16 protein-coding genes are annotated in these 16,927 nt (G+C 72.3%); 12 read left to right on the top strand and 4 right to left on the bottom strand.

The genetic code is table 11. The features are described 5' to 3' along the window. Window positions 1-44: 44 nt before the first annotated feature. The 12 genes from ACZ514_RS17855 (at window position 45) to ACZ514_RS17800 (ending at window position 12,111) form a co-directional block, all read left to right on the top strand. On the top strand, window positions 45-1,295 hold the full coding sequence (locus ACZ514_RS17855; protein WP_468169372.1) for an MFS transporter: 1,251 nt from the start codon (window positions 45-47) through the stop codon (window positions 1,293-1,295). Between the two features lie 58 nt (window positions 1,296-1,353). Continuing rightward, window positions 1,354-2,715: a Pup--protein ligase gene (gene pafA, locus ACZ514_RS17850; protein WP_467891796.1), complete on the top strand. Its 1,362-nt coding sequence runs from the start codon at window positions 1,354-1,356 to the stop codon at window positions 2,713-2,715. 128 nt (window positions 2,716-2,843) lie between these two features. Next, entirely contained in the window at window positions 2,844-3,851 is a 1,008-nt protein-coding gene (locus ACZ514_RS17845; protein WP_468169369.1) for an FKBP-type peptidyl-prolyl cis-trans isomerase, read from the top strand. 31 nt (window positions 3,852-3,882) lie between these two features. Continuing rightward, window positions 3,883-4,275, top strand: coding sequence for an FKBP-type peptidyl-prolyl cis-trans isomerase (locus ACZ514_RS17840; RefSeq protein WP_468169366.1), 393 nt, complete (start codon window positions 3,883-3,885; stop codon window positions 4,273-4,275). 125 nt (window positions 4,276-4,400) lie between these two features. Further along, on the top strand, window positions 4,401-5,357 hold the full coding sequence (locus ACZ514_RS17835; RefSeq protein ID WP_468169363.1) for a helix-turn-helix transcriptional regulator: 957 nt from the start codon (window positions 4,401-4,403) through the stop codon (window positions 5,355-5,357). A 47-nt stretch (window positions 5,358-5,404) separates the two neighbouring features. After that, the gene (locus ACZ514_RS17830) at window positions 5,405-6,373 is read left to right on the top strand and encodes a helix-turn-helix transcriptional regulator (RefSeq protein ID WP_468169360.1); all 969 of its coding nucleotides are present in this window, start codon (window positions 5,405-5,407) and stop codon (window positions 6,371-6,373) included. A gap of 15 nt (window positions 6,374-6,388) precedes the next feature. Next, window positions 6,389-6,622, top strand: a complete 234-nt coding sequence (locus ACZ514_RS17825) for a hypothetical protein (RefSeq protein WP_468169357.1) — start codon at window positions 6,389-6,391, stop codon at window positions 6,620-6,622. Window positions 6,623-6,645: 23 nt separating this feature from the next. Continuing rightward, window positions 6,646-6,846 carry a hypothetical protein gene (locus ACZ514_RS17820; protein WP_468169354.1) on the top strand — a complete coding sequence of 67 codons (201 nt, stop codon included), beginning with the start codon at window positions 6,646-6,648 and terminating at the stop codon, window positions 6,844-6,846. Window positions 6,847-7,055: 209 nt separating this feature from the next. Next, window positions 7,056-7,349, top strand: coding sequence for a Sec-independent protein translocase subunit TatA (gene tatA, locus ACZ514_RS17815; protein WP_469125112.1), 294 nt, complete (start codon window positions 7,056-7,058; stop codon window positions 7,347-7,349). 53 nt (window positions 7,350-7,402) lie between these two features. Next, on the top strand, window positions 7,403-8,368 hold the full coding sequence (gene tatC / locus ACZ514_RS17810) for a twin-arginine translocase subunit TatC (protein ID WP_468169348.1): 966 nt from the start codon (window positions 7,403-7,405) through the stop codon (window positions 8,366-8,368). A 97-nt stretch (window positions 8,369-8,465) separates the two neighbouring features. Further along, complete coding sequence (locus ACZ514_RS17805; protein ID WP_469125111.1) at window positions 8,466-11,318, top strand: DEAD/DEAH box helicase; 2,853 nt, start codon at window positions 8,466-8,468, stop codon at window positions 11,316-11,318. A gap of 91 nt (window positions 11,319-11,409) precedes the next feature. After that, on the top strand, window positions 11,410-12,111 hold the full coding sequence (locus ACZ514_RS17800; RefSeq protein ID WP_469125110.1) for a TetR/AcrR family transcriptional regulator: 702 nt from the start codon (window positions 11,410-11,412) through the stop codon (window positions 12,109-12,111). Here the strand turns inward: ACZ514_RS17800 and ACZ514_RS17795 are convergent. The 4 genes from ACZ514_RS17795 to ACZ514_RS17780 all read right to left on the bottom strand — a co-directional run bounded on the left by ACZ514_RS17795 (window position 12,056) and on the right by ACZ514_RS17780 (window position 16,741). Further along, window positions 12,056-13,024: a pseudouridine synthase gene (locus tag ACZ514_RS17795; RefSeq protein WP_469125109.1), complete on the bottom strand. Its 969-nt coding sequence runs from the start codon at window positions 13,022-13,024 to the stop codon at window positions 12,056-12,058. The two genes, ACZ514_RS17800 and ACZ514_RS17795, sit on opposite strands and share 56 nt — an antisense overlap. Window positions 13,025-13,042: 18 nt before the next feature. Next, window positions 13,043-14,584 carry a serine hydrolase gene (locus tag ACZ514_RS17790; RefSeq protein ID WP_469125108.1) on the bottom strand — a complete coding sequence of 514 codons (1,542 nt, stop codon included), beginning with the start codon at window positions 14,582-14,584 and terminating at the stop codon, window positions 13,043-13,045. 356 nt (window positions 14,585-14,940) lie between these two features. Next, entirely contained in the window at window positions 14,941-15,786 is an 846-nt protein-coding gene (locus ACZ514_RS17785) for a siderophore-interacting protein (RefSeq protein ID WP_469125107.1), read from the bottom strand. Between the two features lie 49 nt (window positions 15,787-15,835). Next, entirely contained in the window at window positions 15,836-16,741 is a 906-nt protein-coding gene (locus ACZ514_RS17780) for a 5'-3' exonuclease (RefSeq protein WP_469125119.1), read from the bottom strand. Window positions 16,742-16,927: the final 186 nt, after the last annotated feature.

Below are 16,927 nucleotides of genomic sequence, written 5' to 3'. Positions count from 1 at the left end.
TTATACGTATTACCCCGGGTGGATCCGGGCAGAAGGGGGCGGTCATGGCCGCGGGTTACGCGGAGCTGCTCAGGACCCGGTACGCCGCGAGGCTGCTGGTGGGCACGCTGATAGGCCGGTTGCCGAACGCCACCGCGGCGATCGCGATCGTCCTCTTCGTCCGGGACGAGGGGGGCAGCTACAGCCTGGCGGGCGCCCTGGCGGCCGCGTACGGGCTGGCGAACGCCGTGGGACAGCCGCTGCTGGGCCGTGCGGTGGACCTGTACGGGCAGCCGCGGGTGCAGCTGCCCGCGGCGCTGGTGTCGGCGCTGGGCATGGTGTGGCTGGCGGTGGCGGGTACCGGGTCGGTGGCGGCCGCGTACGCGGCGATGGTGCTGGCGGGTCTGTTCACGCCGCCGCTGGAGGGTGGTCTGCGGGCGTTGTGGCCGGGGGTGCTGGGGGGCCGTGAAGAGCGGGTGCACGCGGCGTACGCGATGGACGCGGTGGCCCAGGAGGTCATGTACACGGTGGGGCCGCTGCTGGTGACCCTGTGCGTGTCGCTGTGGTCGCCGGCGGTGGCGCTGCTGGTGCTGAACGGTGTCGGTGTGCTGGGTGTGCTGTCGGTGGTGGCGTCGGAGCCGTCCCGGACGTGGCGTTCGGCGCCGCGCGAGGCGCACTGGCTGGGGGCGCTGCGTTCGCGGGGCCTGCTGGCGCTGCTGGGGGCGTTCTTCTTCGTCGGCATGGCGCTGGGTTCGATCGCGGTGGCGGCGGTGGCGTACGCGGACGGGCACGGTGGTCAGGCGGTGTACGGCTGGCTGATGGCGGCGCTGGGTCTGGGCGCGCTGGTGGGCGGTGTGTTCTACGGGGCGCGGCAGTGGGCGGGGGCGCCGGAGCGGCGGCTGCGGGTGCTGGTGGCGCTGCTGGCCGTGTGTTATCTGCCGCTGGTGCTGGAGGTGGGTCCGGTGGCGATGACGGCGCTGTCGGCGTTGGCGGGCGTGTTCCTGGCGCCTTCGCTGGCGTGTGCGTTCATCGTGGTGGACCGGCATGCGCCCGCGGGGACGGTGACGGAGGCGTTCTCGTGGCTGGTGACGTTCTTCGGGGTGGGTGCGGCGATCGGTACGGCGGTGGCGGGTCCGGCGCTGGAACTGGGTGGGACGGCGGCTGGTTTCGCGGTGGCCTGCGGGGGTGGCGCGGCGGCGCTGCTGGTGCTGATGCTGACTCAGCGGGCGCTGGCGGGCGCGGGCCGCAGCAGGGCGGTGGCGGGGTCGGCGGAGGGGCCGGCCGGGGTGGTTCCGGAGCCGTTGATCAAAAACTGACCTGAACGCCGTTCTCCAACCCGGTTTCAGAAGTGTGCGGAAGGCGTAATGTTCAGTCATGGACCGCCGCATTTTCGGGCTGGAGAACGAGTACGGCGTCACGTGCACGTTCAGGGGACAGCGCCGACTGTCTCCTGACGAAGTGGCGCGCTACCTCTTCCGCCGTGTTGTGTCATGGGGCCGCAGCAGCAATGTGTTCCTGCGGAACGGCGCCCGCCTCTACCTCGACGTGGGTTCGCATCCGGAATATGCAACACCCGAATGCGACAACCTGACCGAACTGGTCACGCACGACAAGGCCGGCGAGCGCATTCTCGAGGGCCTGCTCGTCGACGCCGAACGCCGCCTGCACGAGGAGGGAATCGCGGGCGACGTCTACCTCTTCAAGAACAACACCGACTCGGCGGGCAATTCGTACGGGTGTCACGAGAACTACCTCGTGGCCCGGCACGGAGAATTCTCCCGCCTCGCGGACATCCTGATTCCGTTCCTCGTCACGCGTCAGCTGATCTGTGGCGCGGGCAAGGTGCTGCAGACGCCCAGGGGCGCGGTCTACTGCGTCAGCCAGCGGGCCGAGCACATCTGGGAGGGCGTCAGCTCCGCGACGACCCGTTCCCGGCCGATCATCAACACGCGCGACGAGCCGCACGCCGACGCGGAGCGTTACCGCAGGCTGCACGTCATCGTGGGCGACTCGAACATGTCCGAGACGACGATGCTGCTCAAGGTGGGCGCCACGGACCTCGTGCTGCGGATGATCGAGGCGGGGACGGTGATGCGGGACCTGACGCTGGAGAACCCGATCCGGGCGATCCGGGAGGTCAGCCACGACATCACGGGCCAGCGCAAGGTGCGTCTGGCCAGTGGCCGGGAGGCCTCGGCGCTGGAGATCCAGCGGGAGTACTTCGACAAGGCCCTGGACTTCGCCGACCGGCGGGGCATCCGTACGGGGGTGGTGGCGCAGGTCCTGGAGCTGTGGGGCCGGACGCTGGAGGCCATCGAGGCGCAGGACCTGGACCGGATCGGCACGGAGATCGACTGGGTGATGAAGTACCAGCTGATCGAGCGGTACCGGGCCAAGCACAACATGACGATGTCCAATCCGCGGGTCGCCCAGATAGACCTCGCGTACCACGACATCCACCGCCGGCGGGGCCTGTACTACCTGCTGGAGCGCAAGGGGCAGGCGGCGCGGGTGTGCAACGACCTGAAGATCTTCGAGGGCAAGTCGGTGCCCCCGCAGACCACCCGGGCCAGGCTGCGCGGCGACTTCATCCGCCGGGCGCAGGAGCAGCGGCGGGACTTCACGGTCGACTGGGTGCACCTGAAGCTCAATGACCAGGCGCAGCGCACGGTGCTGTGCAAGGACCCGTTCCGGTCGGTGGACGACCGGGTGGAGAAGCTGATCGCCGGCATGTGACCTGGTGCGGCCGGGACCCCGTGCGCTGTGGCGTACGGGGTCTTCGCACGCCACGGCCTTGTCGCCGAGGGGTCAGCCCGTAGAGTGGGCCGCTACGACGGACCATTCCAGCGACCCTGAGGACCATTGTGCGACGCCGACTTGCTGCCGCGCTCATCGTGCCGGCTCTGATGCTCACCGCGGCCTGCGGAGGGGGCGAGGACTCCGGGAAGAAGGATCCCTCCGCGTCGCCGTCGGCCGATGCCGCGAAGACGGAGGTGCCGAAGCCGGTGGCGTCGGCCGACCCGATGCCGACGGTGGCCGGCGAGGCCGGCAAGAAGGCGGAGATCACGGTTCCCAAGGGCGAGCCGAGCGGCAAGTTCGTGGTGAACACCCTCAAGGAGGGTTCGGGGCCGGAGATCAAGAAGGACGATCTCGTGGTCACGAAGTACACGGGCAAGGTGTGGAAGAGCGGCAAGGAGCTGAGCGGCTCCTACGACCCGGAGGGCCAGCCGCTGGTCGTCCCGGCCGGCTCGCAGCAGATCCTGCCGCTGTTCAGCGAGTCGGTGCTGGGCAAGAAGGTCGGCAGCCGTGTGCTGGTCGTCGCCCCGCCGGCGGCGGCGTTCGGTGAGCAGGGCCAGTCCCAGCTGGGTGTGGGCCCGAAGGACAACCTGGTGTTCGTCCTCGACGTCGATTCGGTGCTGCCGAAGAAGGCCGAGGGCACGCAGGCGCCGATCCCGTCGGAGCTGCCGCAGGTCAAGGCCGACGAGGAGAAGGCCGCGACGATCACGATCCCGAAGAACGACCCTCCGAAGGAGCTGGTCGACCGGGTCCTGATCGAGGGCAAGGGCGCCGAGGTCAAGAACGGCCAGACGGTCTACATGCAGTACAGCGGTGCGGCCTGGGCGCCGAACCAGGGCAAGGACTCCGCGAAGCTCTTCGACACGTCGTGGAAGACGGGCGCCCCGTTCTCGACCAAGATCGGCCAGGGCCAGGTCATCGAGGGCTGGGACAAGGGTCTGGTGGGCAAGAAGGTCGGCAGCCGCGTGCTGCTGGTGATCCCGCCGGAGCAGGCGTACAAGGACCAGGCCAAGGGTGAGGACCTGCCGGCCAACTCCACGCTGGTCTTCGTCGTGGACATCGTCGGAGCAGTGTAAGACTGTTCCGGTTGTACACCGTTTCGTAGGTATGAGGAGCAGTTCCGTGAGCGACAAGCTCGAGAAGCCCGAGATCGACTTCCCCGAGGGCCCGGTCCCCACCGACCTGGTCATCGAGGACATCTGGGAGGGCGACGGCGCCGTGGCCACGGCGGGCAACAAGGTCTCCGTCCACTACGTGGGCGTGGCCTTCTCCTCCGGTGAGGAGTTCGACGCGTCCTGGAACCGCGGCGCCCCGCTGCAGTTCATCCTGGGCATCGGCCAGGTCATCCCGGGCTGGGACCAGGGCATCCAGGGCATGAAGGTCGGGGGCCGCCGCAAGCTGACGATCCCCGCCCACCTCGCCTACGGTGACCGGGGTGCCGGCGGCGCCATCAAGCCGGGCGAGACGCTGATCTTCGTCTGTGACCTGATGGGCGTCTGATCTCACGCGTTGTGATCATGGAGGGCCCCCGCCGTGAGGCGGGGGCCCTCGCTTTTGCCGGGGACCGCGGGGGCGGTACGGTCAACGGTCACGAGTGTGTGCCGAAGAGTGGGGGATGGGCGTCGATGGCGATTGCCAAGGCCGAGCGGCTGATGAACCTGGCGCTGTGTCTGCTGGGGACGCGCCGTCCCCTCAGCAAGCGTGAGCTGCGCGGTTCGATCGAGGCCTATCTCGAAGCGGGGAACGACGAGTCGTTCAACCGGATGTTCGAGCGGGACAAGGACGATCTGCGCGAGCTCGGTCTGGTGATCGAGACGGTGGAGAACCTGGAGGGCGAGACCGGCTACCTGGCCCGCCGGGACAGCAACCGGCTGCCGCCCGTCTCCCTCGACGCGGAGGAGGCCGCGGCCCTCGGGCTGGCGGCCAAGGTGTGGCAGCAGGCCCGCCTCGCGGGCGCGGCCAGCGGGGCGCTGCAGAAGCTGCGCGCGGGCGGGATGCCGGAGGCCGGTGATCCGTACGAGGGGCAGCACAGCGCCATCGAGCCGCGGATCCCCGTCCACGAGGCGGCCTTCGAGCCGCTGATGCTGGCCTGCCGCGACCGGCGGCCGGTGGTCTTCGAGTACCGCAAGTCCAACGCGGCGCGGCCCGAGCCCCGCCAGGTGGAGCCGTGGGCCCTGGAGTGCTGGCGGGGCCACTGGTACCTGGCCGGCTACGACCGCGACCGGGGGGCGGAGCGGGTCTTCCGGCTCTCCCGGATCACGGGCAAGGTCCGTTCGCGGGCCGGGAAGTACACCGCGGACGTGCCGGACGTGGTGACCGTACGCGAGACCGTGGCGGCCTGGGCCGGCGAGGGCGCCCAGCGCACCGCCCTGATCCGGCTGCGCGCCGGGGCCGGCTACCCGCTGCGGGCGAAGGCCACCGCCGTGCGCGAGGGCGGGGACGGCTGGGACGAGCTGGAGATCCCGTACGGGCACGGGCTGGACGCCTGGCTCGTGGAGTTCGGCCCCGACGTCGTCGTGGTGGGCCCGGCGGACCTGCGGGCCGACGTGGTGGACCGGCTGCGCGCCGTCGCCCAGGGCTGAACCCGAACAACAACAGCAGCAACGCCCTGAGGGGGAGACGTAGCAGCATGGCCGCCAACGCCATCGACCAGACCCGCCGGATGCTGTCCCTGGTGACCTACCTGCGCGAGCGCCCCGGCGCGCACGTCGCGGACGTCGCCCGCGCCTTCGGGATCACCGAGGACGAGCTGATCTCCGACCTCGACGTGCTGCCCATGTGCGGCACCAGCTTCCGCGGCGGTGACCTGCTCGACATCGACACCGACGGCGACCGCATCTGGTGGCACAACGCCGACGCCTCGGGGGAGTCCACCGCCGAGCCGCTGCGGCTCGCCGCCGACGAGGCCACCTCCCTGCTGGTCGCCGCCCGAGCCGTCGCCACCCTGCCCGGGCTGCGCGAGAGCGACCGGGACGCGCTGCTGCGGGCCACCGCCAAGCTCGAGGCCGCCGCGGGGGAGGCCGCCGGGGCCAGCTCCCGGCTGTCGGTGACCTTCGAGTCGGAGGGCGGGGTCTTCGCGGACGTCGACCGGGCCATCTCCGAGCGGCGCCGGCTGTGGCTGCGCTACTACTCGCCGGCCCGTGACGAGCTGACCGAGCGCACCGTCGACCCGATCCGGCTCTTCGCGGTCGGCCACACCTACCTGGAGGGCTGGTGCCACCTCTCGGAGGCCCGGCGCACCTTCCGGCTCGACCGGGTCGCCGAGATCAGGCTGCTCGACGAGCGGGCCGAGCCGCCCGCGATCGAGCCGCGCGACCTGTCCGTGGGCCTCGTGCAGCCGGCCGCCGAGGACCCGGAGGTGGTCGTCGAGGTGGGTCCGGGCGGTCGCTGGGTCGCCGAGTACTACCCCCACGACAGCGCCGAGGAGCTGCCCGGCGGGGGCCTGAGGATCACGCTGCGCAGCCCCGACCCGGCCTCGCTGCGCCGGCTCGCGCTGCGCCTGGGCCGGGACGGGCGGATCGTGTCGCCGCCGGAGCTGGCGGAGAGCGCGCGGAAAGCAGCTGGAGAAGCACTCGCGGGGTACGGGGAACAGGTCTAGGGGGAGCGGGGAGCGATGTCGCGATCAGCAGGTCTCGTACCGGTCACGTTCAAGGCGGCCTGTCCCGAGTGCCGGGCGCGTTTCGAGCTCGCGGCGGACGCGCTGCGCCTGGCGATCGGGGGCAGCCGGCGCACCACCTTCTACTCCTTCACCTGCCCGCAGTGCGCGGCGGCGGTCCGCAAACCGGCCGGTGAGCGCATCGTGGAGCTGCTGACGGGCGGGGGAGTGAGCACCCTGCGCAGTGTGTGAGGGCGGGGCGCTAGGCTCTTGGCATGCTGTGGCCGATGCTCGCGATCGCCCTGGGATTCCTCGGGCTCGCCGTCCTGTCCGTCCTCGCCCTGCGGGTCTTCCTGGAGGTGCGGCGGCTGTCCGGGCAGGTCGCGCTGGCCAGCCGCCGGATCACCGAGGCCTCGGGCGACCTGGAACGGGCCGCTTGCGACCTCGCCCGGGCGGGGCGCGCGGCGGCCCCGTAGCGGTCGCGCGGCCAGCACGCGGTCTTCCGGATATGGAAACCGCGGAGCCGGACCCGTACCGTCGGGTGCGGCAGGCAATCGCGCAGCCCCCCGGGGATTGCCGGGCGTTAACCGTCGGGGGTTACGATCCATGTCAGAGCGGTACCGGATCTTTGTCCGGAATCGCCTGGCCACCACAACCAGCCGTTTCGGTGAGAAGGAAGACACACATGATCGGCAATCTGAAGCCCCTTGAGATCCTTCTGATCATCGCTGTCATCGTGCTGCTGTTCGGCGCCAAGAAGCTCCCCGAGATGGCCCGCTCGCTCGGCAAGTCGGCCCGCATCCTCAAGAGCGAGGCCAAGGCGATGAAGAAGGACGGCGAGGCCGAGGACGCCGCCGCCGCCCCGGCCGCCGACCAGGCCGCCCAGCAGCCCGCCGCCCCCCGCAGCATCCAGGCCGCGCCCGGTGACGTCACCAGCGCCCGGCCCGTCAACGAGCCGAACCGCACCACCCAGGGCTGACGCGCGGCGGTCGCCGTCACGCCAGTCATCTGCAACGAGACAAGGGACGTGGGTTGCTCAAGTCTGCCCGCAAGCAGGGGAAACGAGACCGGCAGGCGAAGGACGCCGAAGGGCGGATGCCGCTGGTCGAGCACCTGCGTGAGCTGAGGAACCGGCTGCTGAAGTCGGTTCTGGCGATCATCGTGGTCACGGTCGTCGCGGCCTACTTCTACCGGCCGATCATCGACTTCCTGCTGGAGCCGATGCTGTCGTCCGTGGGCTGCACCAACGGCGCGACGCACCAGCGCAACGGTGCTCCCTGCGCCGAGATGACCACCAACGGCCTGACCGCGCCCTTCTCCATCGCGCTGAAGGTCGGCCTGTCCGCCGGCATCGTGCTCTCCGCCCCGGTCTGGCTGTACCAGCTCTGGGCGTTCGCCGCGCCCGGCCTGCACCGGAACGAGAAGAAGTACGCGCTGAGCTTCGTCGCGGTGGGCGCGCCCCTCTTCGTCGCCGGCGCGGTGCTCGCGTACAAGATCCTGCCGCAGACGGCGGAGATCCTCCTCGGCTTCACCCCCGACCACGTCAAGAACCTGCTCCCGGTCGACGACTACCTCGACCTGGTCACGCGCATGGTCGTCGTCTTCGGCATCGCCTTCGAGCTGCCGCTGATGCTGGTGCTGCTGAACTTCACCGGCGTCCTCAGCGGGAAGCGGCTGGGCAGCTGGTGGCGTGCCATGGTCCTCGGCATCACGGTCTTCGCGGCGTTCGCCACGCCCACCGGCGACCCGGTGACCATGCTGACGCTGGCCTCCCCGATCGTGGCCCTGTACTTCATCGCCCTCGGCATCTGCCTGCTGAACGACCGGCGGCGCAGGCGCAACGACCCCGACGCCGGGCTCGACGACGACGAGGCCTCCGAGCTGGACCTGACCCCGGCCCCGATCGGCGCGACGGGAGCGGCCCCGGCCGCCTCGCCCCTGCCCGTGCAGGACGACGGCGGACGCCGCCAGATCAACGGCTACGACGACGCCACCTGACCGCAGGCCCCCCGGGCGCGAGCGTGCCCGGGGCGCTCCAGCCTCACTTAAATGATCGCGACTGTTGTCAGGGGCGGCGGGTAGGCTCGAGAGCAAGATGACCGAAGAACTCTCACCCGCCGAGCGGTACGCCGCTGCCCGGATCCGCGCCGCCGAAGAGGCCTCCGCCCTGGCCCCCTTCCGCGAGATGTACTCCTTCGACCTGGATCCGTACCAGATCGAGGCCTGTAAGGCACTGGAGGCCGGCAAGGGCGTCCTGGTGGCCGCCCCGACCGGCTCGGGCAAGACCATCGTGGGCGAGTTCGCCGTGCACCTGGCCCTCCAGCAGGGCCGCAAGTGCTTCTACACGACTCCGATCAAGGCCCTGTCGAACCAGAAGTACGCCGACCTCGTCAAGCGCTACGGCGCCGCGAAGGTGGGCCTGCTGACCGGTGACAACAGCGTCAACGGCGACGCCCCCGTGGTCGTGATGACCACCGAGGTGCTCCGCAACATGCTCTACGCGGGCTCGCAGGCGCTCGGCGGGCTCGGGTACGTCGTGATGGACGAGGTGCACTACCTCTCCGACCGGTTCCGCGGCGCCGTCTGGGAGGAAGTGATCATCCACCTCCCCGAGTCGGTGACGCTGGTCTCGCTCTCCGCGACCGTCTCCAATGCCGAGGAGTTCGGCGACTGGCTCGACACCGTGCGCGGCGACACCGAGGTCATCGTCTCCGAGGAGCGGCCCGTACCGCTGTGGCAGCACGTGATGGCCGGACGCCGGATCTACGACCTCTTCGAGGAGGAGTCCGACCACGGAGGCCGCGGCTCCGCCCGCCGCGAGGTCAACCCCGACCTGCTGCGCATGGCCCGCGAGGAGAACAGCCGCGGCTACAGCCCCAAGGACCGGCGGCGCGGCAAGATGGTCCGCGAGGCCGACCGCGAGCGCGAGCGCCGCTCCCGCAGCCGGATCTGGACCCCCAGCCGCCCCGAGGTGATCGCGCGGCTCGACAACGACGACCTACTGCCCGCCATCAACTTCATCTTCAGCCGGGCCGGGTGCGAAGCCGCCGTCCAGCAGTGCCTGTACGCGGGCCTGCGGCTCAACGACGACGCGGCCCGCGTGCGGGTCCGGGAGATCGTCGAGGAGCGGACCGCCTCCATCCCCGCCGAGGACCTGCACGTCCTGGGCTACTACGAGTGGCTCGAAGGCCTGGAGCGGGGCATCGCCGCGCACCACGCGGGCATGCTGCCCACCTTCAAGGAGGTCGTCGAGGAACTGTTCGTACGCGGCCTCGTCAAGGCCGTCTTCGCCACCGAGACCCTCGCGCTCGGCATCAACATGCCCGCGCGCACGGTCATCCTGGAGAAGCTGGTCAAGTGGAACGGCGAGCAGCACGCCGACATCACCCCCGGCGAGTACACGCAGCTCACCGGCCGGGCCGGGCGGCGCGGCATCGACGTCGAGGGCCACGCGGTGGTGCTGTGGCAGCGCGGCATGGACCCGGTGCAGCTCGCCGGGCTCGCCGGAACCCGCACCTATCCGCTGCGCTCCAGCTTCCGGCCCTCGTACAACATGGCCGTCAACCTGGTCTCCCAGTTCGGCCGGCACCGCTCCCGGGAACTGCTGGAGACCTCCTTCGCGCAGTTCCAGGCGGACCGCGCGGTCGTCGGGATCTCCCGCCAGGTCCAGCGCAACGAGGAGGGCCTGGAAGGCTACCGGGAGGGCATGACCTGCCACCTCGGCGACTTCGAGGAGTACGCGCGGCTGCGCCGCGAGCTCAAGGACCGCGAGACCGACCTCGCCAAGCAGGGCGCCGCCCAGCGCCGGGCACAGGCGGCCGGCTCGCTGGAGAAGCTGAAGCCGGGCGACGTCATCCACGTGCCGACGGGCAAGTTCGCCGGGCTGGCCCTGGTCCTGGACCCGGGCGTGCCGGGCGGGCGCGTCAACGGACACCGCGGGCACGACTACCACGAGGGCCCCCGCCCGCTGGTGCTCACCGCCGAACGGCAGGTGAAGCGGCTCGCCGCGATCGACTTCCCGGTGCCGGTCGAGGCCATCGACCGGATGCGGATCCCCAAGACCTTCAACCCGCGCTCCCCGCAGTCCCGCAGGGACCTGGCGACGGCGCTGCGCAACAAGGCCGGGCACGTCCACCCGCAGCGGCACCGGCCGGGCCGGGCCGCCGCGGCCGACGACCGCGAGATCGCCCGGCTGCGGACCGAGCTGCGGGCGCACCCCTGCCACGGCTGCGACGAGCGCGAGGACCACGCCCGCTGGGCGGAGCGCTACCACCGCCTCAAGCGGGACACCCAGCAGCTGGAGCGGCGCATCGAGGGCCGGACGAACACCATCGCCCGCACCTTCGACCGGATCCACGCCCTGCTGACCGAGCTGGACTACCTGCGCGAGGACGAGGTCACCGCGCACGGCAAGCGCCTGGCCCGGCTCTACGGGGAGCTGGACCTGCTGGCCTCGGAGTGCCTGCGCGAAGGCGTCTGGGAGGGCCTCAGCCCCGCCGAACTCGCCGCCTGCGTCTCGGCCTTGGTCTTCGAGGCCCGGCAGTCCGACGACGCGGCCCCGCCGAAGGTGCCGGGCGGCGCGGCCAAGGCGGCGCTGGGCGAGATGGTCCGCATCTGGGGCCGGCTCGACGCGCTGGAGGAGGAGCACCGCATCAACCAGGCGGAGGGCGTCGGCCAGCGCGAGCCGGACCTGGGATTCGCGTGGGCGGCCTACCAGTGGGCCTCCGACAAGAGTCTGGACGAGGTCCTGCGGGAGGCGGAGATGCCGGCCGGCGACTTCGTGCGCTGGTGCAAGCAGGTCATCGACGTCCTCGGGCAGATCGCGCAGGCGGCTCCCGCCTCCACGGCCCCGCCGTCCTCGGCGGGCGGCAGCACGGTGGCGCGCAACGCCCGCAAGGCCGTCGACGCCCTGCTGCGGGGTGTCGTGGCCTACAGCTCCGTCGGGTAGCCGGGACTTGGGGCTTCCTCCGAAGCCCCCGAAGTCCGGGTCTCATCTCCTGCCATGATCGTCACGGCACGTCCTGTGCGACGATCGGCGTATGAGCGGGGGAACGGGCGAGGGTCCGAGACGGGTCGGCCGGCCGCGCGCCGACCGGCTGAGAGCGGACAGCGGACGGCCGCCGCGCGAGGAACTCCTGCGCGCGGCGGCCGAGCTGTTCACGGTCCGCGGGTACGCGGCCACCACCACCCGGGCCGTGGCCGAACGGGCCGGAATGCGCCAGGCCACGATGTACCACTACTTCGGCGGCAAGGAAGAACTCCTCGCCGAACTCCTGGAGTCCACGGTCGCGCCCTCGCTGGAGCTCTCCCGCCGGCTGCTCGCCGACACCGGCCGGCCCGCCGCCGTACGGCTGTGGGAGCTGTGCCGCTCGGACGTGCTGCTGCTGTGCGGGGGACCGTACGACCTGGGCGCCCTCTACCTGCTGCCCGAGCTGCGCTGCCGGCGGCTGGCCGGGTTCCGGCGGATGCGCCGGGAACTGCGGGAGGGCTACCGGGCGTTGCTCGCCGCGACCCCGGCGGGAGCCGCACTGGCCGCCGACGGGGACGGGGCAGGGCTGGCCCTGCGCAACGACCTGGTCTTCGGCCTGGTCGAGGGCGTCATGCTGGTCCGCCGCTCCGATCCGCGACGCCCGGTCGCGTCCTTCGCGGAGGCCGCCGCCGATGCCGCCCTGCGGATCGCCGGGCTCACACCGCCGGACCGGCCTCCCAGCCCGCGCGGTCCCGCCAGGCCTGGAGGGTGAGCCCGCTCTCCAGGCGGTGGGCGACCCCCGTGACGGGGTCGGTGAAGGCCAGGACGCGGGCCAGCAGCTGGAGCGGACGCCGGTAGTCCGCCGGGCCGGCCGCCTCGGCCACCACCGGGTACACGGGATCGCCCAGGATGGGCAGGCCCAGACCGTTCATGTGCACCCGCAGCTGGTGGGTGCGCCCGGTGTGCGGGGTGAGCCGGTAGCGGCCCAGGCCGTCGCGGGTCTCGGCGAGCTCGATCAGGCTCTCGGCGTTCGGTTCGGCGCCGGGCACCTCCACCGCGGCCATCACCCCGCGGGTCTTCTCGATGTGGCTGCGGACCAGCCGGGGCAGCTCCACCGACGGGTCGTGGGCCGCGAGGGCCTCGTACTCCTTGTGGACCAGGCGCCGCTGGAACAGCGTCTGGTAGGCGCCGCGGTCCTCGGGCCGGATGCTGAACATCACCAGCCCGGCCGTCATCCGGTCCAGGCGGTGGGCCGGGCTCAGGGCCGGCAGGTCCAGTTCGCGGCGCAGCCGGGCCAGGGCCGTCTCGGTGACGTGGGTGCCGCGCGGGGTGGTCGCCAGGAAGTGCGGCTTGTCCACCACCAGGAGGTGCGGGTCGCGGTGGACCACGCGGATCGGGAACGGCACGGGGGGCTCGGGCGGCATGTCCCGGTGGAACCAGAGCCAGCCGCCCGGCTCGTACGGGTCCTCGTGCCGCAGCACCCGGCCGCCCTCGCCGAGCACCCGGCCGGCCGCGAGCAGCCGGGCCATGGACTCGGAGCCGCGCGTGCCGGCGTACCGCTCGGTCAGGTAGTCGCCGAGCCGGGGCCACCTGCCCTCGTGGTCGGGGGGCAGGCGCATCCGGACGGGGTCGATGCCGGCCTGCTGGGGGAGGGGTGCGGGCGGGATGTGGGATCTGCGGCTCATCGGGACCAGGGTAGGGGGCTACTTCCGGGTGAAGGTGCCGAGGTGGTTCTGGTCGAGGTACTCGACGCGGACCCGGCCGTCGGAGAAGAACACCCCGGTGCGGCCGACGGCGTTCTCGCCGGCCGTCTCGAAGCTGAACGTGTCGCCGTCGTAGTGGGTCAGGGGGAAGCGCGTCGGCTTCGGGCCGAGGGAGAGGACCAGACCCTTGCCGGAGGGGTCGGCGGCGACGGTGAGGGGGCCGTAGTACGGGTTCTCGTAGGTGCCGGTGTAGACGCCGTCGTCACGGGCGGGCTTCGCGCCGGCCGGGGGGCGGGCGTAGTCGGTGTCGGACCGGCCCGCGGCGTCCAGCTGCGCGTACGTGGCGGCGATGAGCGCCAGCCAGTCGGCGGTCGGCTTGCCGTGCTCGGCGATGTCGAAGAAGTCCAGGGCGACGGAGTCCGCCAGGCCGACGGGGGAGCCGTTGGTCAGGACGACGATGCCGAGGCGCTCCAGCGGGACCATCGTGACGTTGGTGTTGGCGCCGAGTTCGAAGCCGCCGGAGTGGCTCAGGCGCAGCCGGCCGGCGTCGTCGTAGTTGACGTTCCAGCCGAGCCCGTAGAACTGCGGGGTGCCGCGGGGGGTCCGGGCCTGCGAGACGATCTCGGGGAGGCGGGTGCGGTCGAGGGTGTCCTCGGGGATGACGCGCTTCCCGTCGAGGGTGCCGGTGTTCAGCTGGAGCCGCAGCCAGCGGGCCATGTCGCGGGCGGTGGAGCTGGTCCCGCCCGCCGGGGTCTGGGCGTCGGCGTCGCGGACGTAGCGGGGGCTCCAGGTGCCGTCGGCGTTCCGCACGTGGCCGGACGCCCGGTCCGGGGCCTTCGCGTAGGCGGAGAACGCGGTGCTGGTGCGGGTCATGCCGGCGGGCTTGAAGAGGGTGTCCTCGCTGAGCTTCTGCCAGCTCACGCCGTGGTCGCGGGCGATGGCCTCGGCGGCGGCGGTGAACCCGAAGTTGGTGTACGCGTAGCCGGCGCGGAAGGGGGTCAGCGGTTCCTCGCGGAGGTGGCGCAGGATGTACGCCTGGTCGTAGCCGAGGTCCTCCAGGAGGTCCCCGGCGTGGTCGGGGAGGCCGCTGCGGTGCGAGAGCAGGTCGGCGGGCGTGACGTGCGAGGTGACCCAGGGGTCTTTGAGGGCGAAGCCGGGGAGGGTGCCGGCGAGGGGTTCGTCCCAGGCCCCGGGGGAGCTGAGGGCTCCGGCGATGACGGTGGTGGTGACGGGTTTGGAGACGGAGGCCAGCTGGAAGACGGTGTCGGGGCCGACCTCGGCGGCGTCGCCGGTGCGGCGGAGTCCGAAGCCCTTGAGGTAGACGACCTTGTCGTCGTGGACGACCGCGACGGAGACGCCCGGTACGCCGGTCCGGCGCATGCCGGCGGTGACGGTGGCGTCGAGCCGGGCGACCGCGGCGGCGACGGCGGCGTCGGTGAGGCGCGGAGCGGGGGGCGGGGGAGGAGCGGGCGCCGCCGACGCGGCCGCGGTCGCCATCAGGACCGCGGCGCCGGCGAGTCCGGCTGCCCGGAACGTACGCATGGGCTCATTGTCCGCCCGGCGCCGCCGCCGCGCCGCTCGGGCGGGGGCGGCCGTACCGGCCTCCGGCGGGGCCTGGGCGGTGCCCGGCGGGGCACGGCGGGGCACGGCCGGAGGCGTGGCCCGCCCGGCCGGGCGGCTTGCCGCCTTGAGGGTGTCCACGAGCGGTGGCGGGGGCCCCGGGTGATGCGGCGCTGATCCGCCGGTCGTCCCCTGGGCGTGTCGTCAAGCAGCGCCGATCGGGCCCGAGTCTTCCCAGCTGGCGCGGGGCGCGGGGCGGCGCGGCGGGGTACCGCGGCGGCGCGGCGAGCTGATCCGCATCCGGCGCCGCGCGCTCGTCGGGGGGCGCGGGGCGGCGCTCAGGCGGCGGCGCGGGCCGGGAGGTCCTGTTCGGCTTCCACCGTGGCGTTCCAGTCGCGCTTGATGGCGCGCCAGCCCTCGTCCGTCTCGCCCAGGCGCCAGTAGCCCGAGATCGACAGCCGCTCGCGCGCCACGCCGCGGTCCAGCCGGAGGTGGCGGCGGAGCTCCTTGACGAAGCCCGCCTCGCCGTGGACGAAGGCGTGCACGTCGGTGGAGGGGAAGTGCAGGGAGGTGACCGCCTCGACCAGCGCCGCGCCCACGGGGCGGTCACCGCGGTGCAGCCATACCGGGGAGACGCCGTCCGGGGTGCGGATGTCCTGCTCGTCGGCCGGGCCGTCGACCTCGATGAAGGCGTGCACCAGCGCGCCGCGCGGCATGCGTTCCATCGACGCCGCGATGCCCGGAAGGGCGCTCTCGTCGCCGGCGAGGAGGTGCCAGCCGGCCGAGGGGTCCGGGGCGTAGCAGCCGCCGGGGCCGAGGAAGCGGACCTGTTCGCCGGGCTGGACGCGGGCCGCCCAGGGGCCGGCCAGGCCCTCGTCGCCGTGCACGACGAAGTCCAGGGTCAGCTCCCGGCGGGCCGGGTCCCAGGCGCGGACCGTGTACGCGCGCTGGCGGGGCCAGGCCTCGCGATGGTGGGTCGCGCGGATGACGTCGAGGTCCCAGGGCTCGGCGTACCGCACGCCCTCGGGCGCGAAGAGGAGTTTCACGTAGTGGTCCGTGTGCGCGCCCGCGTCGAAGCCGGCCAGCCCGTCGCCGCCGAGCACGAGGCGGACCATGTGCGGCGTGAGTCGTTCGGTGCGTACGACGACTGCGGTGCCGACGGTGCGGGCGCGTCCTTCTGCCACGGTATCTCCCCTTACGCCTACGAAGCTTAGGATTACCTAACTTAGCACCTCAGGAGCGCAGCGCGCTGCTCAGACGTGACACCGCTCCTCCCAGACCCCACCGATGGGCGAGTGCCTCGACCGTCTCCGGCCGGGCGGGGGCCTTCGGGAGGGCCGCTTCGAAGGCCGGGAGCGGGACGTCGGAGGCCACCTGGACGACCTTCGGGGCGACCTCGAGGTAGGCGCGCGACTCGTCCAGGCGCTTGCGCTGGGTGGGGGTCAGTCCCGACTTCGGGTCGCCGATCGCCGCGATGATCCCGGCCAGGTCCCCGAACGCGTCCAGCAGCTTGGCCGCCGTCTTCTCGCCGATGCCCGGCACGCCCGGCAGGCCGTCGCTCGGGTCGCCGCGCAGCAGCGCGAGGTGCGCGTACCCGGGGCCGTCCACCCCGTACTTCTCGCGCAGCCAGGCCTCGTCCGTCACCTGGAGGCTGCCCACGCCCTTGAGCGGGTACAGGACGCGGCGCTGCCGGGCGTCGTCCACCAGCTGGTAGAGGTCCCGGTCGCCGGTGACGATGTCCACCGGTCCGGTGGCGCGGGCGGTGAGGGTGCCGATCACGTCGTCCGCCTCGTACCCGGCGACCCCCACCCGGGCGATGCCGAACGCGTCCAGGGCCGCCTCGATGATCGGCACCTGCGGGGCCAGGGTGTCCGGGGTCTCCTCCACGTCCGGGCCGGTCTCCGTCGCCTCCGCGACCCGGTGCGCCTTGTAGGAGGGGATCAGCTCCACCCGCCAGTGCGGCCGCCAGTCGGCGTCCATGCAGGCCACCAGGTCGTCCGGGCGGTGGTCCTGCACCAGCCGGCCGATGAAGTCGAGCAGGCCGCGCACGGCGTTGACGGGGGTGCCGTCCGGGGCCTTCACGGAGTCGGGCACGCCGAAGTAGGCGCGGTAGTAGAGGGAGGCGGTGTCCAGGAGCATCAGGCGTCGTGTCGTCACGCAGACGATGATGCCGCACCGCCGACGCGGGGCGGGGGTCACCCGAAGTGAGGGGACGGTCACTCAAACAGTTGCTCCGGCGCGCGCGTTCGTGATCTCTCGCGGAGGGTGTGATCACGGCCGGGTCCGGTGCCCGTCGGGTTCCGTCAGGTCCGCCGTCCGGTTCCG

The sequence above is a fragment of the Streptomyces sp. NPDC034086 genome, assembly GCF_055575515.1.
This window is presented reverse-complemented; position numbering and strand designations above follow the sequence as displayed.

Coding starts and splice junctions, on each gene's coding strand:
- ACZ514_RS17855 (WP_468169372.1), top strand. CDS start 45: ATGGCCGCGGGTTACGCGGAGCTGCTCAGGACCCGGTACGCCGCGAGG.
- pafA (WP_467891796.1), top strand. CDS start 1,354: ATGGACCGCCGCATTTTCGGGCTGGAGAACGAGTACGGCGTCACGTGC.
- ACZ514_RS17840 (WP_468169366.1), top strand. CDS start 3,883: ATGAGGAGCAGTTCCGTGAGCGACAAGCTCGAGAAGCCCGAGATCGAC.
- ACZ514_RS17835 (WP_468169363.1), top strand. CDS start 4,401: ATGGCGATTGCCAAGGCCGAGCGGCTGATGAACCTGGCGCTGTGTCTG.
- ACZ514_RS17830 (WP_468169360.1), top strand. CDS start 5,405: ATGGCCGCCAACGCCATCGACCAGACCCGCCGGATGCTGTCCCTGGTG.
- ACZ514_RS17825 (WP_468169357.1), top strand. CDS start 6,389: ATGTCGCGATCAGCAGGTCTCGTACCGGTCACGTTCAAGGCGGCCTGT.
- ACZ514_RS17820 (WP_468169354.1), top strand. CDS start 6,646: ATGCTGTGGCCGATGCTCGCGATCGCCCTGGGATTCCTCGGGCTCGCC.
- tatA (WP_469125112.1), top strand. CDS start 7,056: ATGATCGGCAATCTGAAGCCCCTTGAGATCCTTCTGATCATCGCTGTC.
- ACZ514_RS17805 (WP_469125111.1), top strand. CDS start 8,466: ATGACCGAAGAACTCTCACCCGCCGAGCGGTACGCCGCTGCCCGGATC.
- ACZ514_RS17800 (WP_469125110.1), top strand. CDS start 11,410: ATGAGCGGGGGAACGGGCGAGGGTCCGAGACGGGTCGGCCGGCCGCGC.
- ACZ514_RS17795 (WP_469125109.1), bottom strand. CDS start 13,024: ATGAGCCGCAGATCCCACATCCCGCCCGCACCCCTCCCCCAGCAGGCC.
- ACZ514_RS17790 (WP_469125108.1), bottom strand. CDS start 14,584: ATGCGTACGTTCCGGGCAGCCGGACTCGCCGGCGCCGCGGTCCTGATG.
- ACZ514_RS17780 (WP_469125119.1), bottom strand. CDS start 16,741: ATGCTCCTGGACACCGCCTCCCTCTACTACCGCGCCTACTTCGGCGTG.